This window comes from Agrococcus sp. SCSIO52902 (assembly GCF_022983135.1).
Lineage (GTDB): Bacteria > Actinomycetota > Actinomycetes > Actinomycetales > Microbacteriaceae > Agrococcus > Agrococcus sediminis.
This window is the reverse complement of sequence record NZ_CP095269.1, coordinates 2,439,456-2,458,842: the sequence shown is the minus strand read 5'-3', so window position 1 is coordinate 2,458,842 and position 19,387 is coordinate 2,439,456. Positions and strand designations below refer to the sequence as shown.

20 protein-coding genes are annotated in these 19,387 nt (G+C 73.5%); 16 read left to right on the top strand and 4 right to left on the bottom strand.

Features of this window, described 5'->3' with window-relative positions; genetic code table 11:
• On the bottom strand, positions 1-915 hold the full coding sequence (locus MU522_RS12105; protein WP_246991322.1) for a DUF4870 domain-containing protein: 915 nt from the start codon (positions 913-915) through the stop codon (positions 1-3).
• 217 nt (positions 916-1,132) lie between these two features.
• Between MU522_RS12105 and hrcA the strand changes: the two genes are divergently transcribed.
• The 8 genes from hrcA to era are packed head-to-tail and all read left to right on the top strand — an operon-like array spanning position 1,133 to position 7,987.
• Positions 1,133-2,146: a heat-inducible transcriptional repressor HrcA gene (gene hrcA / locus MU522_RS12100; RefSeq protein WP_128188628.1), complete on the top strand. Its 1,014-nt coding sequence runs from the start codon at positions 1,133-1,135 to the stop codon at positions 2,144-2,146.
• Positions 2,147-3,232, top strand: a complete 1,086-nt coding sequence (locus MU522_RS12095) for a DnaJ C-terminal domain-containing protein (protein ID WP_146356366.1) — start codon at positions 2,147-2,149, stop codon at positions 3,230-3,232. It abuts the gene before it with no gap.
• Positions 3,232-3,957 (top strand): 16S rRNA (uracil(1498)-N(3))-methyltransferase, encoded by a 726-nt coding sequence (locus tag MU522_RS12090; RefSeq protein ID WP_146356364.1) that lies wholly within the window; start codon positions 3,232-3,234, stop codon positions 3,955-3,957. The genes MU522_RS12095 and MU522_RS12090 overlap by 1 nt, the downstream gene beginning before the upstream one ends.
• Positions 3,958-3,981: 24 nt before the next feature.
• On the top strand, positions 3,982-4,326 hold the full coding sequence (locus tag MU522_RS12085) for a histidine triad nucleotide-binding protein (RefSeq protein ID WP_128188631.1): 345 nt from the start codon (positions 3,982-3,984) through the stop codon (positions 4,324-4,326).
• Positions 4,327-4,360: 34 nt separating this feature from the next.
• Positions 4,361-5,332: a PhoH family protein gene (locus MU522_RS12080; RefSeq protein ID WP_128188677.1), complete on the top strand. Its 972-nt coding sequence runs from the start codon at positions 4,361-4,363 to the stop codon at positions 5,330-5,332.
• Complete coding sequence (gene ybeY / locus MU522_RS12075; RefSeq protein WP_246991320.1) at positions 5,332-5,808, top strand: rRNA maturation RNase YbeY; 477 nt, start codon at positions 5,332-5,334, stop codon at positions 5,806-5,808. Before MU522_RS12080 ends, ybeY begins: the two co-directional genes overlap by 1 nt.
• A complete protein-coding gene (locus MU522_RS12070) occupies positions 5,808-7,085 on the top strand; it encodes a hemolysin family protein (protein ID WP_246991312.1) in 1,278 nt (425 codons plus the stop codon). The genes ybeY and MU522_RS12070 overlap by 1 nt, the downstream gene beginning before the upstream one ends.
• Complete coding sequence (era, locus tag MU522_RS12065) at positions 7,082-7,987, top strand: GTPase Era (RefSeq protein ID WP_246991309.1); 906 nt, start codon at positions 7,082-7,084, stop codon at positions 7,985-7,987. The genes MU522_RS12070 and era overlap by 4 nt, the downstream gene beginning before the upstream one ends.
• 12 nt (positions 7,988-7,999) lie before the next feature.
• Here era and MU522_RS12060 read toward each other — a convergent pair whose 3' ends face one another.
• Both MU522_RS12060 and MU522_RS12055 read right to left on the bottom strand, forming a co-directional pair.
• Positions 8,000-8,497, bottom strand: coding sequence for a DUF3592 domain-containing protein (locus MU522_RS12060; RefSeq protein WP_246991307.1), 498 nt, complete (start codon positions 8,495-8,497; stop codon positions 8,000-8,002).
• A gap of 35 nt (positions 8,498-8,532) precedes the next feature.
• Entirely contained in the window at positions 8,533-9,312 is a 780-nt protein-coding gene (locus MU522_RS12055) for an FkbM family methyltransferase (RefSeq protein WP_246991305.1), read from the bottom strand.
• 171 nt (positions 9,313-9,483) lie between these two features.
• Here MU522_RS12055 and MU522_RS12050 point away from each other — a divergent pair, with 171 nt between their 5' ends.
• From MU522_RS12050 to MU522_RS12030, 5 genes are all read left to right on the top strand, one after another.
• Positions 9,484-10,704, top strand: a complete 1,221-nt coding sequence (locus MU522_RS12050; protein WP_246991303.1) for a histidine kinase — start codon at positions 9,484-9,486, stop codon at positions 10,702-10,704.
• Positions 10,701-11,348, top strand: a complete 648-nt coding sequence (locus tag MU522_RS12045; RefSeq protein ID WP_246991301.1) for a response regulator transcription factor — start codon at positions 10,701-10,703, stop codon at positions 11,346-11,348. The genes MU522_RS12050 and MU522_RS12045 overlap by 4 nt, the downstream gene beginning before the upstream one ends.
• 178 nt (positions 11,349-11,526) lie before the next feature.
• The gene (gene leuA / locus MU522_RS12040) at positions 11,527-13,290 is read left to right on the top strand and encodes a 2-isopropylmalate synthase (protein ID WP_246991299.1); all 1,764 of its coding nucleotides are present in this window, start codon (positions 11,527-11,529) and stop codon (positions 13,288-13,290) included.
• A 3-nt stretch (positions 13,291-13,293) separates the two neighbouring features.
• Positions 13,294-14,025, top strand: a complete 732-nt coding sequence (gene recO / locus MU522_RS12035) for a DNA repair protein RecO (RefSeq protein WP_128188640.1) — start codon at positions 13,294-13,296, stop codon at positions 14,023-14,025.
• The gene (locus MU522_RS12030) at positions 14,022-14,801 is read left to right on the top strand and encodes an isoprenyl transferase (protein WP_146356344.1); all 780 of its coding nucleotides are present in this window, start codon (positions 14,022-14,024) and stop codon (positions 14,799-14,801) included. Before recO ends, MU522_RS12030 begins: the two co-directional genes overlap by 4 nt.
• Positions 14,802-14,808: 7 nt before the next feature.
• On the opposite strand, the gene MU522_RS12025 is transcribed toward MU522_RS12030, so the two are convergent.
• Positions 14,809-15,417: a hypothetical protein gene (locus MU522_RS12025; protein WP_146356342.1), complete on the bottom strand. Its 609-nt coding sequence runs from the start codon at positions 15,415-15,417 to the stop codon at positions 14,809-14,811.
• 186 nt (positions 15,418-15,603) lie between these two features.
• Between MU522_RS12025 and MU522_RS12020 the strand changes: the two genes are divergently transcribed.
• The 3 genes from MU522_RS12020 to MU522_RS12010 are packed head-to-tail and all read left to right on the top strand — an operon-like array spanning position 15,604 to position 19,380.
• Positions 15,604-16,983 (top strand): glycine--tRNA ligase, encoded by a 1,380-nt coding sequence (locus MU522_RS12020; protein WP_246991297.1) that lies wholly within the window; start codon positions 15,604-15,606, stop codon positions 16,981-16,983.
• Positions 16,980-18,134: a tRNA dihydrouridine synthase DusB gene (gene dusB, locus MU522_RS12015; RefSeq protein WP_246991295.1), complete on the top strand. Its 1,155-nt coding sequence runs from the start codon at positions 16,980-16,982 to the stop codon at positions 18,132-18,134. The genes MU522_RS12020 and dusB overlap by 4 nt, the downstream gene beginning before the upstream one ends.
• Positions 18,124-19,380, top strand: a complete 1,257-nt coding sequence (locus MU522_RS12010; protein WP_246991293.1) for a deoxyguanosinetriphosphate triphosphohydrolase — start codon at positions 18,124-18,126, stop codon at positions 19,378-19,380. The genes dusB and MU522_RS12010 overlap by 11 nt, the downstream gene beginning before the upstream one ends.
• Positions 19,381-19,387 lie beyond the last annotated feature (7 nt).

Below are 19,387 nucleotides of genomic sequence, written 5' to 3'. Positions count from 1 at the left end.
CTACTTCACCATCCGCCAGTTGAACGGGTAGCGGTACGAGCCGCCGCCGTTGACGCGCATCGCGCCGATGATCGAGAAGATCACCTGCAGCAGCGCCGGCACCCAGTAGATGCTGAGCAGCAGGAAGCCGATGCCGATGATGCTCGTGAGCGTGCCGATGACGATGAGGCCCACGGCGAGGATCGTCATGAAGATGCCGAAGTTCAGCGCCTCCTTCGACTCCTGCTTCGCGAAGGCGCTGCGGTCCTTGTAGATCATGTAGACGATGAGCGGGCCGATCCAGCCGCCGAAGCCGCCGGTGACGATGGTCGAGAGCCCCGACAGGTGCCCCCACATCCCGGCGTTCTTCTCGTCGACGGGCGACATCGGCGCGGAGGTCGCGTACTGCGGCTGGCCGGGCGCGCCGTACTGCGGCTGCCCCTGCTGGGGCTGGCCGTACCCGGGCTGCGGCTGCCCGTAGCCAGGCTGCCCGTAGCCCGCGCCCTGCTGGCCGGGAGCGCCGTAGACCGGCGCGCTGCCGGGCTGGGCGAACGGCTGCTGCGGGCCGCCCTGCTGGCTGTAGCCGCCCGGCTGCTGCGGGGCCGACGCGCCCTGGCCGGGCTGCGCCCACGCGGGCGGAGCCTGCGGCGCGGACGGCTGGCCGAGGTGGCTGCCCTCCGGCTGGTGCTGGCCGTGCTGCCAGTCCTGGCCGACCGCGGGCTCGTCGTCGGGCGTCCCGCTGAAGGCGGGCTGGCCGGGGGCCTGGTCGGCCGCCGGCGCGGTGAAGGACTGGGCGGGCTGGCCGACGCCGGGCGTGCCGGGCGCGGCGGGCGCGCTGGGGGCCGCGTGCTGCTCGTCCGTCACGGAGAAGCCCTCGGCGGGCTGGTCCGCGGGATCGTGCTGCCCCTCGCGGCGCAGAGCGTTGGGATCGGACATGACGTGCCTCTCGTGTCAGTTCGGACGGCACGCTGGGGCGTCCCGCTGTGCACATTGTGCGCCCGGGTGGCTGGGGATGGCATCCGAACCGCCGCGACCGGCCCCTCGGCGCGAGGCGGTAGGATTGGCAGTCAGCAGACGGGAGTGCCAGCGCGCGGGCGAGCGCCGCCGCGGCAGGGACGACGGGCGGTCGCCCGGACGACGAGGGGAGCGCGGCATGGTCTCGGATCGCGGCCTCGAGGTGCTGCGCGCGATCGTGCAGGACTACGTGGCGCTGCGGGAGCCCGTGGGCTCGAAGTCGATCGTCGAGCGGCACACCTTCGGCGTCTCGGCGGCCACGATCCGCAACGACATGGCGCTCCTCGAGGAGGAGGAGCTGATCGTCGCCCCGCACACCTCCTCCGGCCGGGTGCCGACCGACAAGGGCTACCGCGTCTTCGTCGACCGGCTGCAGCGCATGCAGCCGCTCACGGCGGCGCAGCGCGCCGCGATCCACCGCTTCCTCGACGAGTCGGTCGACCGCGACGACGTGCTCGCGCGCACCGCGCGCCTCCTCTCGCAGCTGACGAACCAGGTCGCGCTCGTGCAGGTGCCGCTCCGCCGGCCCGCGGCCGTGCGCCGGGTCGAGCTCGTGGCGATCGCCGAGACGCGGCTGCTCGCCGTGCTCATCCTCGACTCCGGCCGCGTCGAGCAGCGCCTGCTCGACGCGCAGCAGGCGATCGAGCCCGAGCAGGCCACGGCGCTCGGGCGGGCGTTCACCGAGACGCTCGCCGAGCTGCCGCCCAAGGAGGCCGCGTCCCGCCTCGCCGGCGCTGCCGCATCCGCCCCCGCATCCATCGCCCGCGCGACCGCCGCGGTCGCGCAGACGCTGACCGAGATGCTGCAGGCGGCGGGCGGCGACCGCATCGTGATCGCGGGCGCCTCGAACCTCGTGCGCGAGGAGCGCGACTTCCAGGGCACCGTGACCCCGGTGCTCGACGCGATCGAGGAGCAGGTGACGCTCCTGCGCCTGTTCCACGAGATGGGCGCCGAGGGCGAGGTCGCGACCCGCATCGGGCGCGAGCTCGCGGGACCGCTGGGGGAGGCGTCCGTCGTCGCCTCGACCTACAGCGCCGACGACAGCGAGGGGCACGTGGGCGTGCTGGGCCCGACCAGGATGGACTACGCAGGGAACATGGCCGCGGTGCGCGCAGTTGCGCGCTACCTGACGCGGCTGCTGAGCGAGGACTGAGTGACCGACCACTACGAGACCCTCGGCGTCGCACGCGACGCCGGCCAGGACGAGATCAAGAAGGCGTACCGGCGGCTCGCGCGCGAGCTGCACCCGGACGTCAACCCGAGCGCCGACGCGGCCGAGCGGTTCAAGGACGTCACGCACGCGTACGACGTGCTGGGCGACCCGCAGTCGCGCGCCGAGTACGACCGCGGCCCGAGCCTCGGCGGCGGTGCCTTCGGCTTCGGCGACATCTTCGAGCAGTTCTTCGGCGGCGGGCGCTCGGCCGGGCCGCGCTCGCGCCGGCAGCCGGGGCAGGACAGCCTGCTGCGCGTCGACCTCGAGCTCGCCGACGTCGTGTTCGGCGTGCACCGCGAGCTGCGCGTGCAGACCGCCGTGCTCTGCGAGACGTGCGACGGCGCGTGCACCGCACCGGGCACGAGCGAGGAGCGCTGCACGATGTGCGGCGGCTCCGGCCACGTGCAGCGCCAGGTGCGCTCGCTGCTCGGCAACGTCGTCACCACCCAGCCGTGCGCGGTCTGCCAGGGCTTCGGCAGCGTCATCCCGCAGCCGTGCCCCACGTGCGCCGGCCATGGCCGCATGCGCGCCGAGCGCACGATCCCGGTCGACATCCCCGCGGGCGTCGACACGGGCCTGCGCATCCAGCTCCCCGGGCAGGGCGAGGTCGGCGAGGCCGGCGGTCCCGCGGGCACGCTGTACCTCGAGGTCAACGTGCGCCACCACGACGTCTTCAGCCGCGCGGGCGACGACCTGCTCGGCACCCTCGAGGTGTCGATGCCGGATGCGGCGCTCGGGGCGCGCGCGACTGTGGAGGGCATCGACGGGCCGGTCGACGTCGAGGTGCGCGCCGGCACGCAGTCGGGCGACGTCATCACGATCGACGACCGCGGCGTGACGCGGCTGCGCGGCGCCGGCCGGGGCGACCTGAAGCTCGGCGTGCAGGTCGTGACGCCGTCGCGCATCGACCGCCGCACCGAGGAGCTGCTGCGCGAGCTGCGGGAGCGCACGAAGGCGCCCGCGCCGCACCTGGCTGCGTTCAAGCAGGGCCTGTTCGCGAAGATGCGCGACCGCCTGCGCCTCTGATGGCCCACTGCTACTGGCACGACGCGCTCGCCGGGAGCGCGGCGGGCGACGTCGTCACGCTCATCGGCGAGGAGGCCCACCACGCCGCGGTCGTCTCCCGGATGCGCCGCGGCGAGCGGGTGCTCGTGAGCGACGGCCGGGGTGTGCTCGCGGAGGGCGTCATCGAGCGCGCCGAGCCGCGCGCGGTCGACGTCGTGCTGCACCGGGTCGAGGAGGTCGCGGCGCCGCGCCCGCGCATCGGCCTCGCGCAGGCGCTCGCGAAGGGCGACCGCGCCGAGCTCGCGGTGCAGGCCTCGACCGAGCTCGGCGTCGACGCGATCGTGCCCTGGCAGGCGCGGCGCAGCGTCGTGCAGTGGCGGGGCGAGCGCGGCGACAAGGCGCTCGAGCGCTGGCGCCGGGTGGTGCGCGAGGCGGGGAAGCAGGCGATCCGTGCGCGGCTGCCGGAGGTGGCGGGCGTCGTCGACACGGAGGGCCTCGCCGCGCTCGCCGGCGACTGGCGGCTCGTCGTGCTCGATCCGGCCGCGCCCGGCTCGATCGCCGACGTGCCGGTCGACCGCGACGTGCTGCTCATCGTGGGCCCCGAGGGCGGCATCGATCCGGCCGAGCTCGAGCGGCTCGACGCGGCGGGCGCCGTGCGGGCGCGGATGGGCGACCACGTGCTCCGCACGTCGACGGCGGGCCTCGCGGGCATCGCGGCGCTGTCGATGCGACTCGGCCGCTGGTGAGCGGGCCGCGGGTAGGCTGGGCCCATGGCTGAGCAGACCGTGTTCGAGAAGATCGTCGCGCGCGAGATCCCGGCGGAGATCGTGCTCGAGAACGACCGCATCATCGCCTTCAGCGACATCCACCCGCAGGCGCCGATGCACGTGCTGGTGGTGCCGAAGACGGCGCGCTACCGCGACGTCGTCGAGCTCGCCGCCGGCGACCCGGAGCTGCTCGCCGAGATGGTGCAGATGGCGCAGGCCATCGCCCGGGAGCGCGCCGCGGGCGACTTCCGGCTCGTGTTCAACACCGGCGAGCTGGCGGGCCAGACGGTCTTCCACGCGCACGCGCACGTGCTCGCCGGCTCGCTCGGAGAGGGCTCGCTTGCCTGACGCTTCCCAGTCGATCGAGATCGACGGCATCGAGATGGTGCGGCTGCTCGGGCCGCAGGACCGGCTGCTCACGCGCCTCGAGCGCGAGCACCCCGACGTGCGGGTCGCGGTGCGCGGCAACCTCGTCACGCTCGAGGGGCCGGAGGACGACGTGCAGGTCGCGACGCGGCTCGTGCAGGAGCTCGTCGACCTCGTGCGCCAGGGCGCGAACCTCAGCCAGACCGAGGTCTCCGAGGGCTCGCGCATCCTCCGGCAGGACTCCACGCGCAGCCTCTCCGACGCGATCGGCGAGGTCATCCTCACCTCGCGCGGGAAGTCGATCCGCGCCAAGACCGAGGGGCAGCGCTCCTACGTCGAGGCGATCGACCACCACACCATCGTCTTCGGCATCGGCCCCGCCGGCACCGGCAAGACCTACCTCGCGATGGCGAAGGCCGTGCAGGCGCTCCACCGCAAGGAGGTCAGCCGCATCATCCTCACGCGTCCCGCGGTGGAGGCGGGCGAGCGCCTGGGCTTCCTGCCCGGCACGCTCACCGACAAGATCGACCCCTACCTGCGGCCGCTCTACGACGCGCTCAACGAGATGATGGACCCCGAGCTCGTGCCGAAGCTGCTCGCGACCGGGGTCGTCGAGGTCGCGCCGCTCGCCTACATGCGCGGGCGCACCCTCAACGACTCGTTCATCGTGCTCGACGAGGCGCAGAACACGAGCCCCGAGCAGATGAAGATGTTCCTCACGCGCCTGGGCTTCGGCTCGAAGATGGTCGTCACGGGCGATGCGACGCAGGTCGACCTGCCCGCCGGCACGTCGGGGCTCCAGGTCGCGCAGCAGGTGCTCGGCCGCATCGACGACATCCACTTCGCCATGCTCACGAGCGCCGACGTCGTGCGGCACACGCTCGTCGGCGAGATCGTCGACGCGTACACCGAGCACGACCAGCGGGCGATGGCGCGCCAGGCGCGGCAGTCGCAGCAGTCCCACCACGCCCGCCGCGGGAGGCACTGATGGCGATCGACCTGCTCAACGAGACCGAGGCGACCGTCGACGAGGCGCAGCTCGTGCGGCTCGTCGCCTTCGCCCTCGAGAAGCTCTTCGTGCACCCCGACGCCGACGTGTCGCTCGTGCTCGTCGACGTCGCCGCGATGGAGCAGCTGCACGTGCAGTGGATGGACGAGCCCGGCCCCACCGACGTGCTGTCGTTCCCGATGGACGAGCTGCGGCCCGGCTCGCACGACCGCCCGACGCCCGCCGGGCTGCTCGGCGACATCGTGCTGTGCCCCGAGGTCGCGCAGGCGCAGGCGGCCGAGGCCGGCCACAGCCTCGTGGCCGAGCTCCGCCTGCTCACCACGCACGGCCTGCTGCACCTGCTCGGCTTCGACCACGCCGAGCCCGCCGACCGCGACGAGATGTTCACGCTGCAGGACCGGCTCCTCGCCGGCTTCGAGGAGCACGACCGGGCCACGCCGGGGCGCATGCCCTGATGTTCGAGACCGTCCTCTTCGTCGTCGCGGCGCTGCTCATCGCGTTCGGCGCCTGGCTCGCCGCGTGCGACGCGGCGCTCGGCGTCGTCTCGCGCGCCGAGCTGCAGATGTCGGCGACGACCGCGCGCCGCTCCCGGGCGATGCTCGCGATCGCCGACGACCTGCGGGGCCACCTGATGACCCTGCAGTTCGGCCGCATCATGTGCGAGACGATCGCGGCGGTGCTCATCACCCTCGCCGTCGACTCGCTCGTGACCGAGTGGTGGATCACGTTGGCTCTCGCTGCGGGCGTCATGATCGTCGTCTCGTTCGTGCTCGTCGGCACGAGCCCGCGCGCCGTCGGCCGCACGCACGCGATCGCGCTGCTGCGCGCATCCGCCGGCTTCCTGCGCTTCTGGCGCGTGCTCATGGGGCCGGTCGCGATCCTGGTGGCGACGGTCGGCGACAAGGTCACGCCCGGCCGCCAGCGCGAGACGGCGTTCACGACCGAGGCGCAGCTGCTGTCGATGGTCGACGCGGCCGCCGAGTCCGACGTGCTCGAGGACGACGACCGCGAGCTCATCCACTCCATCTTCGAGTTCAACGAGACGCTCGTACGCGAGGTGATGGTGCCGCGGCCCGACATGATCGTGGTCGACCGCGACACGACGGCGACGGATGCGCTGCGGCAGTTCCTCGACAACGGCCTGTCGCGCATGCCGGTCGTGGGGGAGTCGACCGACGAGGTCGACGGCATCCTGTACCTCCGCGACGTGGTGCGCAGCCGCACCTGGCGGCCCGACGCCACCGAGACCGCGGGCGAGCTCGCGCGGCCCGCCCTGCTCGTGCCCGAGTCGAAGAAGGCCGACGACACGCTCGCGCTCATGCAGGCCGAGCGCGTGCACGTCGCGATGGTCGTCGACGAGTACGGCGGCATCGCCGGCCTCGTCACGCTCGAGGACCTCGTGGAGGAGCTCGTCGGCGAGATCCACGACGAGCACGACCGCGGGCGCAGCGAGGTCGTGGAGGCGGGCGACGACGTGTGGCGCGTCTCGGCCAGGCTCCAGATCGACGAGCTCGGCGACCTGTTCGACCTCACGCTGGACGACGAGGACGTCGACACCGTCGGCGGGCTCGTGCAGAAGGAGCTGGGGCGCATCACCGAGGTCGGCGACGTCGTCCACGTGCACGGCCTGCGGATCGAGGTGCGCTCGCTCGACGGGCGCGGCCGGAACGCGGGCGAGATGGAGGTGTCGCGCCAGGTCGCGGCCGCCGCGGAGCCCGAGGGGGCAGCATGACCGAGCAGCACCAGGGCCCGCATCGCAGCGGGTTCGTCACCTTCGTCGGCCGGCCGAACGCCGGCAAGTCGACGCTCATGAATGCGCTGGTGGGCGAGAAGATCGCCATCACCTCGTCGAAGCCGCAGACGACGCGGCACGCGATCCGCGGGGTCGTGCACCGCGACGACGCGCAGCTCGTCATCGTCGACACGCCGGGCATGCACAAGCCCCGCACGCTGCTCGGCAAGCGCCTCAACGCGGTCGTGCAGACGACGCTCGGCGACGTCGACGTCATCTGCCTGTGCGTGCCGGCCGACGAGCCGCTCGGCCCGGGCGACCGCTACATCGACCAGCAGCTCGAGGGCTTCCCGCGCGCGCGCAAGGTCGCGGTCGTGACGAAGACCGACGCCGCCTCGCGCGAGCGCGTCGCCGCCCAGCTCCTCGCGGTGACCGAGCTGCGCGAGTGGGATGCCGTCGTGCCGCTCTCGTCGGTCGCCGGCACGCAGCTCGACGTGCTCGTCGACGCGCTCGTCGACCTGCTGCCGGAGGGTCCGCCGCTCTACGAGGCCGAGACGACGACCGAGGAGCCGCTCGACGTGCGCATCGCCGAGCTCGTGCGCGAGGCTGCGCTCGAGGGCGTGCGCGACGAGCTGCCGCACTCGATCATGGTGACGATCGACGACATCGTGCGCCGCGAGGACCGCGACCTCACCGACGTCTACGCCAACCTGTGGGTCGAGCGCGACAGCCAGAAGGGCATCATCATCGGCCACAAGGGCTCGCGGCTGCGCCAGGTGGGCGCGGATGCGCGGGCCGAGATCGAGCGCATCGTCGGCACGCAGGTGCACCTCGACCTGCGCGTCAAGGTCGCGAAGGAGTGGCAGGGCGACCCGAAGCAGCTCGGCCGCTTCGGCTTCTGATCGCGCCGCGGCTCAGCGCCGCGCGCTCGACGCGTCGGCGGGCGCATCCGCCTGCCGCGCCGCGCGCCCGCGCAGCGCGCGCGTCACGAGCGCGATCGCGGCGATGAGCACCGCGATCGCCGACAGCACGATGCCCATGCCGGCGACCGGCGTCCAGCCGCTCTCGAAGCCCAGCACGACGGCGCGGTCAGGGTCGGCGGGGTCGACCGCGACCTCCACCGCGTCGCCCGCGCGCGCGACCTGCTCGTGGTCGGACTTCGCGACGACCGTGCGCTCGACCCCGTCGTGCCCGCGGTAGGCCACCACCACGTCGCGCTGCGACGCGCGCTGCGAGTCGGACGCCTCCACGACGGTGCCCGCGACCCGGTCGCCGGACGCGGCGAGCGCCTCGTCCGCCGCCACGCCGAGCTGGCCGACGACGAGCAGCGCGGGTCCCAGCAGCGCGAGCGCCGCGAGCGCGAGCGCGGTCAGCAGTCGTCGGGGGCGGGGTCGTCGAGCGGGCTGCGGCACCGGGCGAGCCTACCTGCGGCCGAGCGGGAGAGCGCTCAGGCCGCGGCGCGGAAGAGGTAGTTGCGCGTGCCGAGCACGACGCGCTCCGCGGGCTGCCAGCCGTCATCGCGCCACGTGGCCATCGCGTAGCCGCGCTCGCGCAGCAGCGCCGCGACCTCGTCGGCGGTGCGGCCGTAGCGCGCGAGGTGGCGGTCCTCGATCTCGAGCAGCAGCGACGGCATGTCGCGCTCGAGCACCGCGGCGGCGCCGTGCAGCACCTCGGGCTCGAAGCCCTCGACGTCGGCCTTGATGAAGTGCACGCGCTCGATCGACCGCGCGGCGCACACGTCGTCGATGGTGGTGACGGGCACGTGGATGCGCCGGGTGGCGCCCGGGCGCGCCGGAGCGGTCGTGGCGAGGCCGTCGGCGAGGTGCGCGTGGCCGCTGATCGGCAGGCCGAAGCGCACCGGCAGCACGAGCGGCAGGTGGCCGACGGTGCGGCCCATGCCGGAGTCGGAGAGCCGGATGTGGCCGGCGCCGGTCGCGCGCCGGGCGGCCGACAGCAGCGCCCGCGGGCGCGGCTGCGGCTCGAAGCAGTGCACGGCGCCGTCCGGGCCGACGAGGTCGGCGAGCGGGATCGAGTACATGCCGTAGGCGGCGCCCACGTCGAAGCAGACGTCGCCGCGCCGCACGAGGTGGTGGAGGCCGCGGATCTCGGGCTCGACGAGCCGCACCCGGGCGGCGGCGCGCATCCCGGCGGCGGCCATCGCGAGCCGGGTGCGCGCACGGGTGCGCTCCGGCCGGTCGGGGGCCGTCTCGATCGCGGTGTCTTCCACGTGCCCTCGATCCTGGTCGGGAGCTGCACCGGTGCAGCGAGGCAGAGCCTATCCGGCGCGGCCGCACGCGCGCGCCAGGCGCGACCGGCCCGCGCGGGCGGCCTCCGCCGAGCGGATGATTCCCGGCGGGCGGGCCCGGCCCGCGCCCGACGCCGCCCTACGCTGGCGTGCGTGACCACCGCATCCGCCGTCGACCCCCGGCGCCCCGCCGGCGGCGGGCGCCTCGACCGGCGCACGCTCCGCGCGGATGCCATCCTCGCCGCGGTCACGCTCGCCCTCCTCGGGCTGCCGATGGTGCTGATGGCGGCGCTGCCGATCGACACTCCGTGGCTGCTCGCGGCGGTCGTCGCGGTCGCCGCGGTCGGGGCGATCCTCGTGCGCCGCGCCCGCCCGGTGCTCGCGCTCGCCGCGCTCACCGCGCTCGGGGCCGTGCACGTGCTGCTCGCCGCGCCGCTCTTCCCGGTCTGGTTCGCGGTGCTCGTCGTGCTCTACTCGGCGGGTCGCTTCTCGCGCTGGCCCGGCCGGCTCGCAGCCTTCGCGCTCGCGCTCGCCGCGTCGCTGCTCGCGTCGTGGTGGGTGACCACCACGGGCGGGTTCGCGTCTCCCGGCGCGGCCGCGAGCGAGGTCGTGCGCCTCACGGCGATCCTCTGGATCCCGCCGATGCTGCTGTTCTCGATGGCGATCCTCGTCGGCTGGGGCGTCGCGGCGGCCGCCCGCACCGAGGCGGCGACGGTCGTCGCGCAGGTGTCGCAGCGGCGCGCCGACCAGGAGGAGGAGCGGGCGGCGCTCGCGCGCGACATGCACGACGTCGTCGCCCACTCGCTCGCCGTCGTCATCGCGCAGGCGAACGGCGCGCGCTACGCGGCCGATCCGGCTGTGAAGGACGCCTCGCTCGAGACGATCGCCGGCACGGCCAAGCACGCGCTCGGCGATGTGCGGCTGCTGCTCGAGCAGCTGCGCCACAGCGAGGCGCCCGACCCGATCGCGTCGCTCGACGGCGTCGACGTGCTGGTCGAGCGGATGCGCGCGGCCGGCCTGGACGTGCGGCTGGAGCGGGCGGGCGGCCCGGTCGCGCTGCCGCGCACGGCCGACATCGCCGCCTACCGGATCCTGCAGGAGGCGCTGACGAACGCGCTGCGGCACGGCGACCGCGCTCAGCCGGTGCACGTGCGCCTGCTCGGCGGCGCCGGCGCGGTGATCGACGTGCACAACCGGATGCTCGCGATGCCCGGCCGCGCGGGCCACGGCGTGCGCGGGATGCACGAGCGCGCGCGGCTCGCCGGCGGAGAGCTGTGGTCGGGCATCGACGACGGGTGGTTCCGCGTGCGGGCGGCGTTCCCGGCGGGCATGCAGCACCCGTTGGCTGCCCCGGCGCAGGGAGGCCGCGCATGATCCGGGTGCTCATCGTCGACGACCAGGCGCTGTTCCGCAGCGGCATCCGCATGCTCGTCGAGTCGCAGCCCGACCTCGTGTGCGTCGGCGAGGCGGCCGACGGCGCGCAGGCCGTGCGCCTGGCCGACGAGCAGCAGCCCGACGTGATCCTCATGGACGTGCGCATGCCCGTGCTCGACGGCATCTCGGCGACCGACCGGATCGTGCGGGCGCGGCCCGGCGCGCGGGTGGTCGTGCTCACGACGTTCGACCTCGACGAGGCCGCGGCGCGCGCGATCCGCGCCGGCGCCTCCGGCTTCATCCTCAAGGACGCGGAGCCCGAGCTCGTGCTCGCGGCGATCCGCACGGTGCACGCGGGCAACGAGGTCGTCGCGGCGAGCGCGACCCGTGAGCTGTTCAAGGCGTTCGGCCGGCAGCGCCAGGCGGCGCCGCCCGCGTTCGGCGGGCTCACCGAGCGCGAGCGGCAGATCTTCTCGCTCGCGGCGAAGGGACTGTCGAACACCGAGATCGCGCGCACGGAGTTCGTCTCCGAGGCGACGGTCAAGACGCACATCTCGCGCATCCTCGCGAAGCTGGGGCTCCGCGACCGCGTGCAGCTCGTCGTCTTCGCCTACGAGCACGGGCTCGCGGGCGAGGCGGCGTAGTCCCCGCGCCCGCGACCGCGCGCCCGCGGCATCCTGCCCCGCGGATGGCGAGGGGTGTAGCCTGGACCCATGCAGAGCGTGCTGCTCCTTCCTCGCCGCGACGAGGCCTGAACCCCGGGCTTCCTCGTCGCGGAGGTCGTCCTGCCCGGACTTCAGGAGCAAGCGACAGGAGCGATCGATGAAGAACATGCAGCAGCCGTCCGGGATGCCGGCGCACCGCTACACCCCCTACCACGAGCAGATCAAGGTCGACCTGCCCGACCGCACGTGGCCCTCCAAGCGCATCGAGCGCGCGCCCCGCTGGTGCGCCGTCGACCTGCGCGACGGCAACCAGGCGCTCATCGACCCGATGACGCCCGACCGCAAGCTCGAGATGTTCCAGCTGCTGGTGCGGATGGGCTACAAGGAGATCGAGGTCGGCTTCCCGTCGGCGAGCCAGACCGACTTCGACTTCGTGCGCAAGCTCATCGACGAGCGGCTCATCCCCGACGACGTCACCATCCAGGTGCTGACGCAGTGCCGCGACCACCTCATCCGCCGCACCTTCGAGTCGATCGACGGCGCGAAGCAGGCGATCGTGCACATCTACAACTCCACGAGCGCGCTGCAGCGCGACGTGGTGTTCCGCTCCGACCGCGAGGGCGTGAAGCAGATCGCGATCGACGGCGCGAAGCTGTGCCTCGAGCTCGAGGGCATGCTGAGCGGCACGCAGGTCTTCTACGAGTACAGCCCCGAGTCGTACACCGGCACCGAGCTCGACTACGCGCTCGAGGTCTGCAACGCGATCATCGAGGTGCTCGACGCGCGCCCCGAGCGGCCCGTCATCATCAACCTGCCGGCGACCGTCGAGATGGCGACCCCCAACGTCTACGCCGACTCGATCGAGTGGATGCACCGCCACCTGGCGCGGCGCGAGTCGGTCATCCTGTCGCTGCACCCGCACAACGACCGCGGCACGGGTGTCGCCGCGGCCGAGCTCGGCTACATGGCCGGCGCGGACCGCATCGAGGGCTGCCTGTTCGGCAACGGCGAGCGCACCGGCAACGTCGACCTCGTCGCGCTGGGCCTCAACCTGCTCACGCAGGGCATCGACCCCGAGATCGACTTCTCCGACCTCGACGGGATCCGCCGCGTCGCCGAGCACTGCAACCAGCTGAAGGTGCACGAGCGCAGCCCGTGGGCCGGCGACCTCGTCTACACCGCGTTCTCGGGATCGCACCAGGACGCGATCAAGAAGGGCTTCGAGCGGATGGCCGCGGACGCCGCAGCGCAGGGCCGGAGCGTCGACGAGATCCCGTGGGCCGTGCCGTACCTGCCGATCGACCCGAAGGACGTCGGCCGCAGCTACGAGGCCGTCATCCGCGTGAACTCGCAGTCGGGCAAGGGCGGCGTCGCCTACCTGCTGAAGTCCGACCACGGGCTCGACCTGCCGCGACGCCTGCAGATCGAGCTGTCGAACATCGTGCAGTCCCGCACCGACAGCGAGGGCGGCGAGGTCTCGAGCGCCGACATCTGGCACATCTTCACCGACGAGTACCTGCCCGCCGGACCCCACACCGCGGCTGAGCGGTGGGGCCGCTTCGAGCTGGTGGCGTTCGAGACGACCTCCTCGAACGACGGCGCGACGACCCTCACGGCGCGGCTCCGCGACGGCGAGAGCGTCCGCGAGGTGCGCGCCGCCGGCAACGGGCCGATCGACGCGATGCTGTCGCTGCTGCGCGAGGAGGACGTCGAGGTGACGCTCACCGACTACGTCGAGCACACGATGGGCGCGAGCTCCGACGCGACGGCCGCCGCCTACATCGAGCTCGAGGTCGCCGGCGAGCGTGTCTGGGGCGTCGGCCTCGACCCGAGCTCGACCTCGGCGGCGCTGCGCGCGATCGTCTCGGGCGTCAACCGGGGCCTCCGCATCCACGACCGCAGGGCGATCCCGGTCGGCTGACCCGTGCCGACCTACCGCGACGAGGGAGTCGTCCTCCGCACCCACCAGCTGGGGGAGGCCGACCGCATCGTCACGCTGCTGACGCGCGAGCACGGCAAGGTGCGGGCGGTCGCGCGCGGCGTGCGGCGCACCTCGTCGCGGTTCGGCGGCCGGCTCGAGCCGTTCATGGTCGCCGACCTGCAGCTCGCGGTCGGCCGCAGCCTCGACATCGTCACGCAAGCGGTGACCCTCGGCTCCTACGCGCCGGTCATCGTCGCCGACTACCGCAGCTACACCGCCGCGACCGCGATGGTCGAGACCGCCGACCGGCTCACCGACGAGGACGGCTCGCGCCAGCAGTACCTGCTGCTCGTGGGTGCGCTGCGGTCGCTCTCGCGCGGCGAGCACGACCCGTCGCTGACGCTCGACTCGTACCTGCTGCGCGCCCTCTCGGTCGCCGGCTGGGCGCCGTCGTTCGCCGACTGCGCCGTCACGGGCGAGCCGGGACCGCATCGCGCGTTCGTGCCGCAGCTCGGCGGCATGGTCGCCGACCACGCGGCGCCGCCCGGGGCGATGCGCATCGACGAGCCGACGCTCGCGCTCCTCGGCGCCCTGCTCACGGGCGACTGGGCCGCGGCCGAGGCGACCCCGCAGGGCGTCCGGACCCGCGCATCCGGTGCCGTCGGCGCCTACGTGCAGTGGCACCTCGAGCGCGGCCTGCGCTCGCTCGAGCACGTCGACCGAGGAGCCAGGTGAGCGAGACGCGGCCCATCGACTGGACGGGCGAGCAGCCGCCCGCGTACCCGGCCGGCAGCCTGCCCGCGCACGTCGCGATCATCATGGACGGCAACGGGCGCTGGGCGAACGCCCGCGGCCTCACGCGCACGCAGGGGCACGCAGCCGGCGAGGAGCGCCTGCTCGACGTCGTCGCGGGCGCCCTGCAGGTCGGGGTGCAGCACCTGTCGGTCTACGCCTTCTCGACCGAGAACTGGAAGCGCAGCCCCGACGAGGTGCGCTTCCTCATGGGCTTCAACAAGGACGTGCTGCGTCGCCAGCGCGACCAGCTCGACGCGTGGGGCGTGCGGGTGCGGTGGGCGGGGCGCCGGCCGCGCCTGTGGCCGTCGGTGATCCGCGAGCTCGAGGAGGCCGAGCGGCGCACCGCCGGCAACACGGCGATGACGCTGCAGATGTGCGTGAACTACGGGGGCACGCACGAGATCGCGGATGCGGTGCGCTCGATCGCCGAGGACGTCGCGGCCGGGCGGCTCAAGCCCTCCGCCGTCGACGACCGGCTCGTGCGCAGCCGCATGTACAACCCGGACGTGCCGGACGTCGACCTCTACATCCGCTCCTCCGGCGAGCAGCGCATCTCGAACTTCCTCACGCTGCAGGGCGCCTACGCCGAGATGGTCTTCCTCGACCGGCTGTGGCCCGACTTCACGCGGCGCGACCTGTGGCACGCGCTCGACCAGTACACGGGGCGCGACCGGCGCTTCGGCGGCGCGGTCGACGCGCCGCAGCCGACCGGCTGAGCGGCGCTCAGCCCGCGGCGAGCAGGCGCTTGCGCCAGGGGTGGTCCTCGGCGATGCGCTCGGCGAGCCACGCGCGGGCCTCGGCGTCAAGGGCCGGCAGCGCCTCGTCGAGCCACGCGACGTCGGCCTGCTCGGCGGCGGCGTACGCGAGCACGATCTGCGGCTTGGCGTAGCGGATGCCGTCGACCGCCATCAGCGCGTCGTCGAGCGGCATCGTGACGGCGGTGTCGCGGCGGAAGCGCCAGGACTCGCTGTCGCTCGGGTCGAGCAGCACCTCGTACTCCCACTGCCCGTAGGCGCTGCGGCGCAGCCAGATGCTCGTGGTGCCGAGCGGCAGCACGTCGGAGTCGTGGGGGAGGAGCGGCTTCAGCGCGCCCTGGAAGGCGCACCACAGCTGCCACTTGCCGCCGAGCCAGCCGCGCAGCAGGCTCAGCTCGCTGCGGGGGATGACGAGGTCGATGTCGCCGTGCGGGCGGCTGCGCTCGAGCGCGCGGTCGAGGGCCCAGCCGCCGCCGATCCACCAGGTGCCGGAGTAGCCGTCGAGGAGCTCGGCCGCGTCCGCGGGCCAGCGCTCGGCCCAGGCGCCATAGAGCTCTCGCTGCTCATCGCTCTGCATCGGCCCTCCTCGCCGAGTCCTTCGGGGCGCTCGCGCCCCAAGCCTCGACCCTATCCCAGCACCGCATCCGCGCATCGCCCACATGCGCGAGGCACAGCGACCGGGAGCGCCTCGCCCGCTCGGTAGAATCGAGGTTCACGTGCCGCGCCCCAGCCAGGGGCGCCCGGCCGATACCGAGGAGCATCCGTGGCCCAGAACCGACTCGACGCCGTCATCAACCTCGCGAAGCGCCGTGGCTTCGTGTTCCAGGCGGGCGAGATCTACGGCGGCTCCCGGTCGGCGTGGGACTACGGCCCCCTCGGCGTGGCGCTCAAGGAGAACATCAAGTGCCAGTGGTGGAAGACGTTCGTGCAGGGGCGCGACGACATGGTGGGCCTCGACTCGTCGATCATCCTGCCGTCGGCCGTGTGGCACGCATCCGGCCACGTCGCCACGTTCACCGACCCCCTGGTCGAGTGCTTGCAGTGCCACAAGCGCCACCGCCAGGACCACCTCGAGGAGGCCTACGAGGCGAAGAAGGGCCGCGCCGCCGCCTCGATGGACGAGATCACGTGCCCCGACTGCGGCACGACGGGCAAGTGGACCGAGCCGCAGCTCTTCTCGGGCCTCATGAAGACGTACCTCGGCCCGGTCGACAACGAGGCGGGCCAGCACTACCTGCGCCCCGAGACCGCGCAGGGCATCTTCGTGAACTTCTCGAACGTGCTCACCGTCTCGCGCAAGAAGCCGCCGTTCGGCATCGGCCAGGTCGGCAAGGCCTTCCGCAACGAGATCACGCCCGGCAACTTCATCTTCCGCACGCGCGAGTTCGAGCAGATGGAGATCGAGTACTTCACGCATCCCGACGAGGCCCCCGCGTGGTTCGACCGCTGGGTCGAGGCGTGCTGGGACTGGTTCGTCGACCTCGGCGTCGACCCGGCGAACATGCGCCGCTTCGACGTGCCCGAGGAGGAGCGCGCGCACTACTCGGCCGGCACGATCGACGTCGAGTACCGCTTCGGCTTCCAGGGCTCGGAGTGGGGCGAGCTCATGGGCATCGCGAACCGCACCGACTTCGACCTCTCGTCGCACTCGGAGGCCTCCGGCAAGGACCTCGTCTACTTCGACCAGGCCACCGGCGAGCGCTACACGCCGTACGTCATCGAGCCGTCCTTCGGCCTCACGCGCAGCCTGATGGCGTTCCTCGTCGACGCCTACGAGGAGGAGGAGGTGCCCAACAGCAAGGGCGGCACCGACACCCGCACCGTGCTCCGGCTCGACCCGCGCCTCGCGCCCGTCAAGGTCGCGGTGCTGCCGCTGTCGCGCAACGAGCAGCTCTCGCCGCTCGCCCGCGACATCGCCGCGCGGCTGCGCAAGCTCTGGGCGATCGACTTCGACGACGCCGGCGCGATCGGCCGCCGCTACCGCCGGCAGGACGAGGTCGGCACGCCGTACTGCGTCACCGTCGACTTCGACTCGCTCGAGGACGGCGCGGTGACCGTGCGCGAGCGCGACTCGATGGCGCAGACCCGCGTCGCGATCGACGACCTCGAGGCGCACCTGGCCCAGGGGCTCGTCGGAGCGTGACGAGCACCGTGAGCACGACCCCGGCGCTGTCGATCGGGCCCATCGCCCTCGACACGCCGGTCGTGCTCGCGCCCATGGCCGGCATCACGAACACCGCCTTCCGGCGACTGTGCCGCGAGTTCGGCGCCGGGCTGTACGTGAGCGAGATGATCACCTCGCGCGCGCTCGTCGAGCGCACGCCCGAGACGATGCGCCTCATCAGCCACCACGAGTCCGAGACGCCGCGGTCGGTGCAGCTGTACGGCGTCGACCCGCGCACGGTCGAGCAGGCCGTCGGCATCCTCGTCGACGAGGACCGCGCGGACCACATCGACCTCAACTTCGGCTGCCCGGTGCCGAAGGTCACGCGCCGCGGCGGCGGCAGCGCGCTGCCGTGGAAGCGCGAGCTGTTCGGCGCGATCGTGCGCCGCGCCGTCGAGCGCGCCGGCGGCATCCCGGTGACCGTCAAGATGCGGAAGGGCATCGACGACGACCACCTCACCTACCTCGACGCCGGGCGCATCGCCGAGGACGCCGGCGTGGCGGCAGTCGCCCTGCACGGTCGTACCGCCGCGCAGCACTACTCGGGCACCGCCGACTGGGCCGCGATCGCGCGCCTCAAGGAGGCGGTGACCTCCATCCCGGTGCTCGGCAACGGCGACATCTGGCAGGCCGAGGATGCGCTGCGGATGGTGCGCGAGACGGGCGTCGACGGCGTCGTGGTCGGCCGCGGCTGCCTCGGCCGCCCGTGGCTCTTCGGCGACCTCGCGGCCGCGTTCGCCGGCAGCGACGCCCGGCACCGGCCGAGCCTCGGGCAGGTGGCGGATGCGTTCCGCCGGCATGCGGAGCTGCTGGTCGAGTTCTTCGGCGAGGAGGACCGCGCCTGCCGCGACATCCGCAAGCACGTCGCCTGGTACTTCAAGGGCTACCCCGTCGGCGGCGACGCGCGCCGCGCGCTCGCGGCGGTCGAGTCGCTCGCGCACCTCGACGAGCTGCTCGGCGGCCTCGACCGCGACGTGCCCTACCGGGCCGAGGGCATCGAGGGGCAGCGCGGCCGCGCCGGCAGCCCCCGGCGCCCGGCGCTGCCCGACGGCTGGCTCGACAGCCCCGAGCTGAGCGCCGCGCAGCGTGCGGCGCTCATCGAGGACGAGAGCGACACCCGTGGCGGCTGAGCCGCGCCGCGCGGCGCCGAAGGGGTACGGCGACCACGACGTCGAGCGCTGGCTGCCCGAGACGCACACCTCCGCGCGCACCGACTTCGCGCGCGACCGGGCGCGGCTGCTCCACTCGAGCGCCTTCCGGAGGCTCGGGCAGAAGACGCAGGTGCTCTCGCCCACGATGGGCTTCGACGACTCCCGCACCCGCTTGACGCACTCGCTCGAGGTGGCGCAGATCGGCCGCGAGATCGCCGCCGAGCTCGGGCTCGACCACGACGTCGTCGACACCGCGTGCCTCGCCCACGACATCGGGCATCCGCCCTTCGGCCACAACGGCGAGAAGGGCCTCAACGAGTGGGCGCTGGCGATCGGCGGCTTCGAGGGCAACGCGCAGACGCTGCGCGTCATCACGCGGCTCGAGCCGAAGGTGATCGACGGCCGCCCCTACGGGCTCAACCTGACGCGCGCGAGCGTCGACGCCGCGTGCAAGTACCCGTGGCCGGCCGCGACCGACGTCCACGACGCATCCGGCCGGGTGAAGTTCGGCTTCTACGCCGACGACCGCGACGCGTTCGAGTGGATGCGCCTGGGGGCGCCCGAGGGCAGGCCGAGCATCGAGGCGCAGGTGATGGACCTCGCCGACGACATCGCCTACTCGGTGCACGACTTCGAGGACGCCGTGGTCGGCGGCTACGTCGACGTGGCGAAGCTGCAGAGCCGCGTCGGCCACGACGAGCTCGTCTCGATGATGCTCACGTGGGTGGGGCCGGAGTACACGCGCGACGAGCTGCTCGCCGCCTTCGACCGCCTCGACGACCTCGACACGTGGCTGCGCTCGTTCGACGGCTCGCGCGTCGACCACGCGCGCCTCAAGAACCTCACGTCGAAGCTCATCGGGCGGTTCGCGAACGCGGCGATCCGCGCGACGCGCGAGAGCCACTCGGGGCCGCTCGCGCGCTTCGGCGGCACCGTCGAGGTGCCGCGCGAGGTGCGTGCCGAGATCGCGGTGCTCAAGGGCACGGCCGCGAGCTTCATCCTCGCCGAGCGCCGGCAGCCGATCTACGCGAGCCAGCGCCGCATCCTGCAGGAGCTGTGCGACGCGCTGCTGCGCATCGGCCCCGCCGCGCTCGACCGGGCCCACGCCGACGACTGGCGCGCCGCATCCGACGACGCCGGGCGCGCCCGCGTGGTGGTCGACCAGGTCGCGAGCCTCACCGACCGCGGCGCCTTCGCGTGGCACGAGCGCCACGTCGGGGACTGAAGGGGGG

Bases quoted from the DNA above. Each gene is read 5' to 3' on its own strand.
- MU522_RS12105 (WP_246991322.1), bottom strand. From the start codon at position 915: ATGTCCGATCCCAACGCTCTGCGCCGCGAGGGGCAGCACGATCCCGCG.
- hrcA (WP_128188628.1), top strand. From the start codon at position 1,133: ATGGTCTCGGATCGCGGCCTCGAGGTGCTGCGCGCGATCGTGCAGGAC.
- MU522_RS12090 (WP_146356364.1), top strand. From the start codon at position 3,232: ATGGCCCACTGCTACTGGCACGACGCGCTCGCCGGGAGCGCGGCGGGC.
- MU522_RS12085 (WP_128188631.1), top strand. From the start codon at position 3,982: ATGGCTGAGCAGACCGTGTTCGAGAAGATCGTCGCGCGCGAGATCCCG.
- MU522_RS12080 (WP_128188677.1), top strand. From the start codon at position 4,361: ATGGTGCGGCTGCTCGGGCCGCAGGACCGGCTGCTCACGCGCCTCGAG.
- ybeY (WP_246991320.1), top strand. From the start codon at position 5,332: ATGGCGATCGACCTGCTCAACGAGACCGAGGCGACCGTCGACGAGGCG.
- MU522_RS12070 (WP_246991312.1), top strand. From the start codon at position 5,808: ATGTTCGAGACCGTCCTCTTCGTCGTCGCGGCGCTGCTCATCGCGTTC.
- era (WP_246991309.1), top strand. From the start codon at position 7,082: ATGACCGAGCAGCACCAGGGCCCGCATCGCAGCGGGTTCGTCACCTTC.
- MU522_RS12045 (WP_246991301.1), top strand. From the start codon at position 10,701: ATGATCCGGGTGCTCATCGTCGACGACCAGGCGCTGTTCCGCAGCGGC.
- leuA (WP_246991299.1), top strand. From the start codon at position 11,527: ATGAAGAACATGCAGCAGCCGTCCGGGATGCCGGCGCACCGCTACACC.
- MU522_RS12025 (WP_146356342.1), bottom strand. From the start codon at position 15,417: ATGCAGAGCGATGAGCAGCGAGAGCTCTATGGCGCCTGGGCCGAGCGC.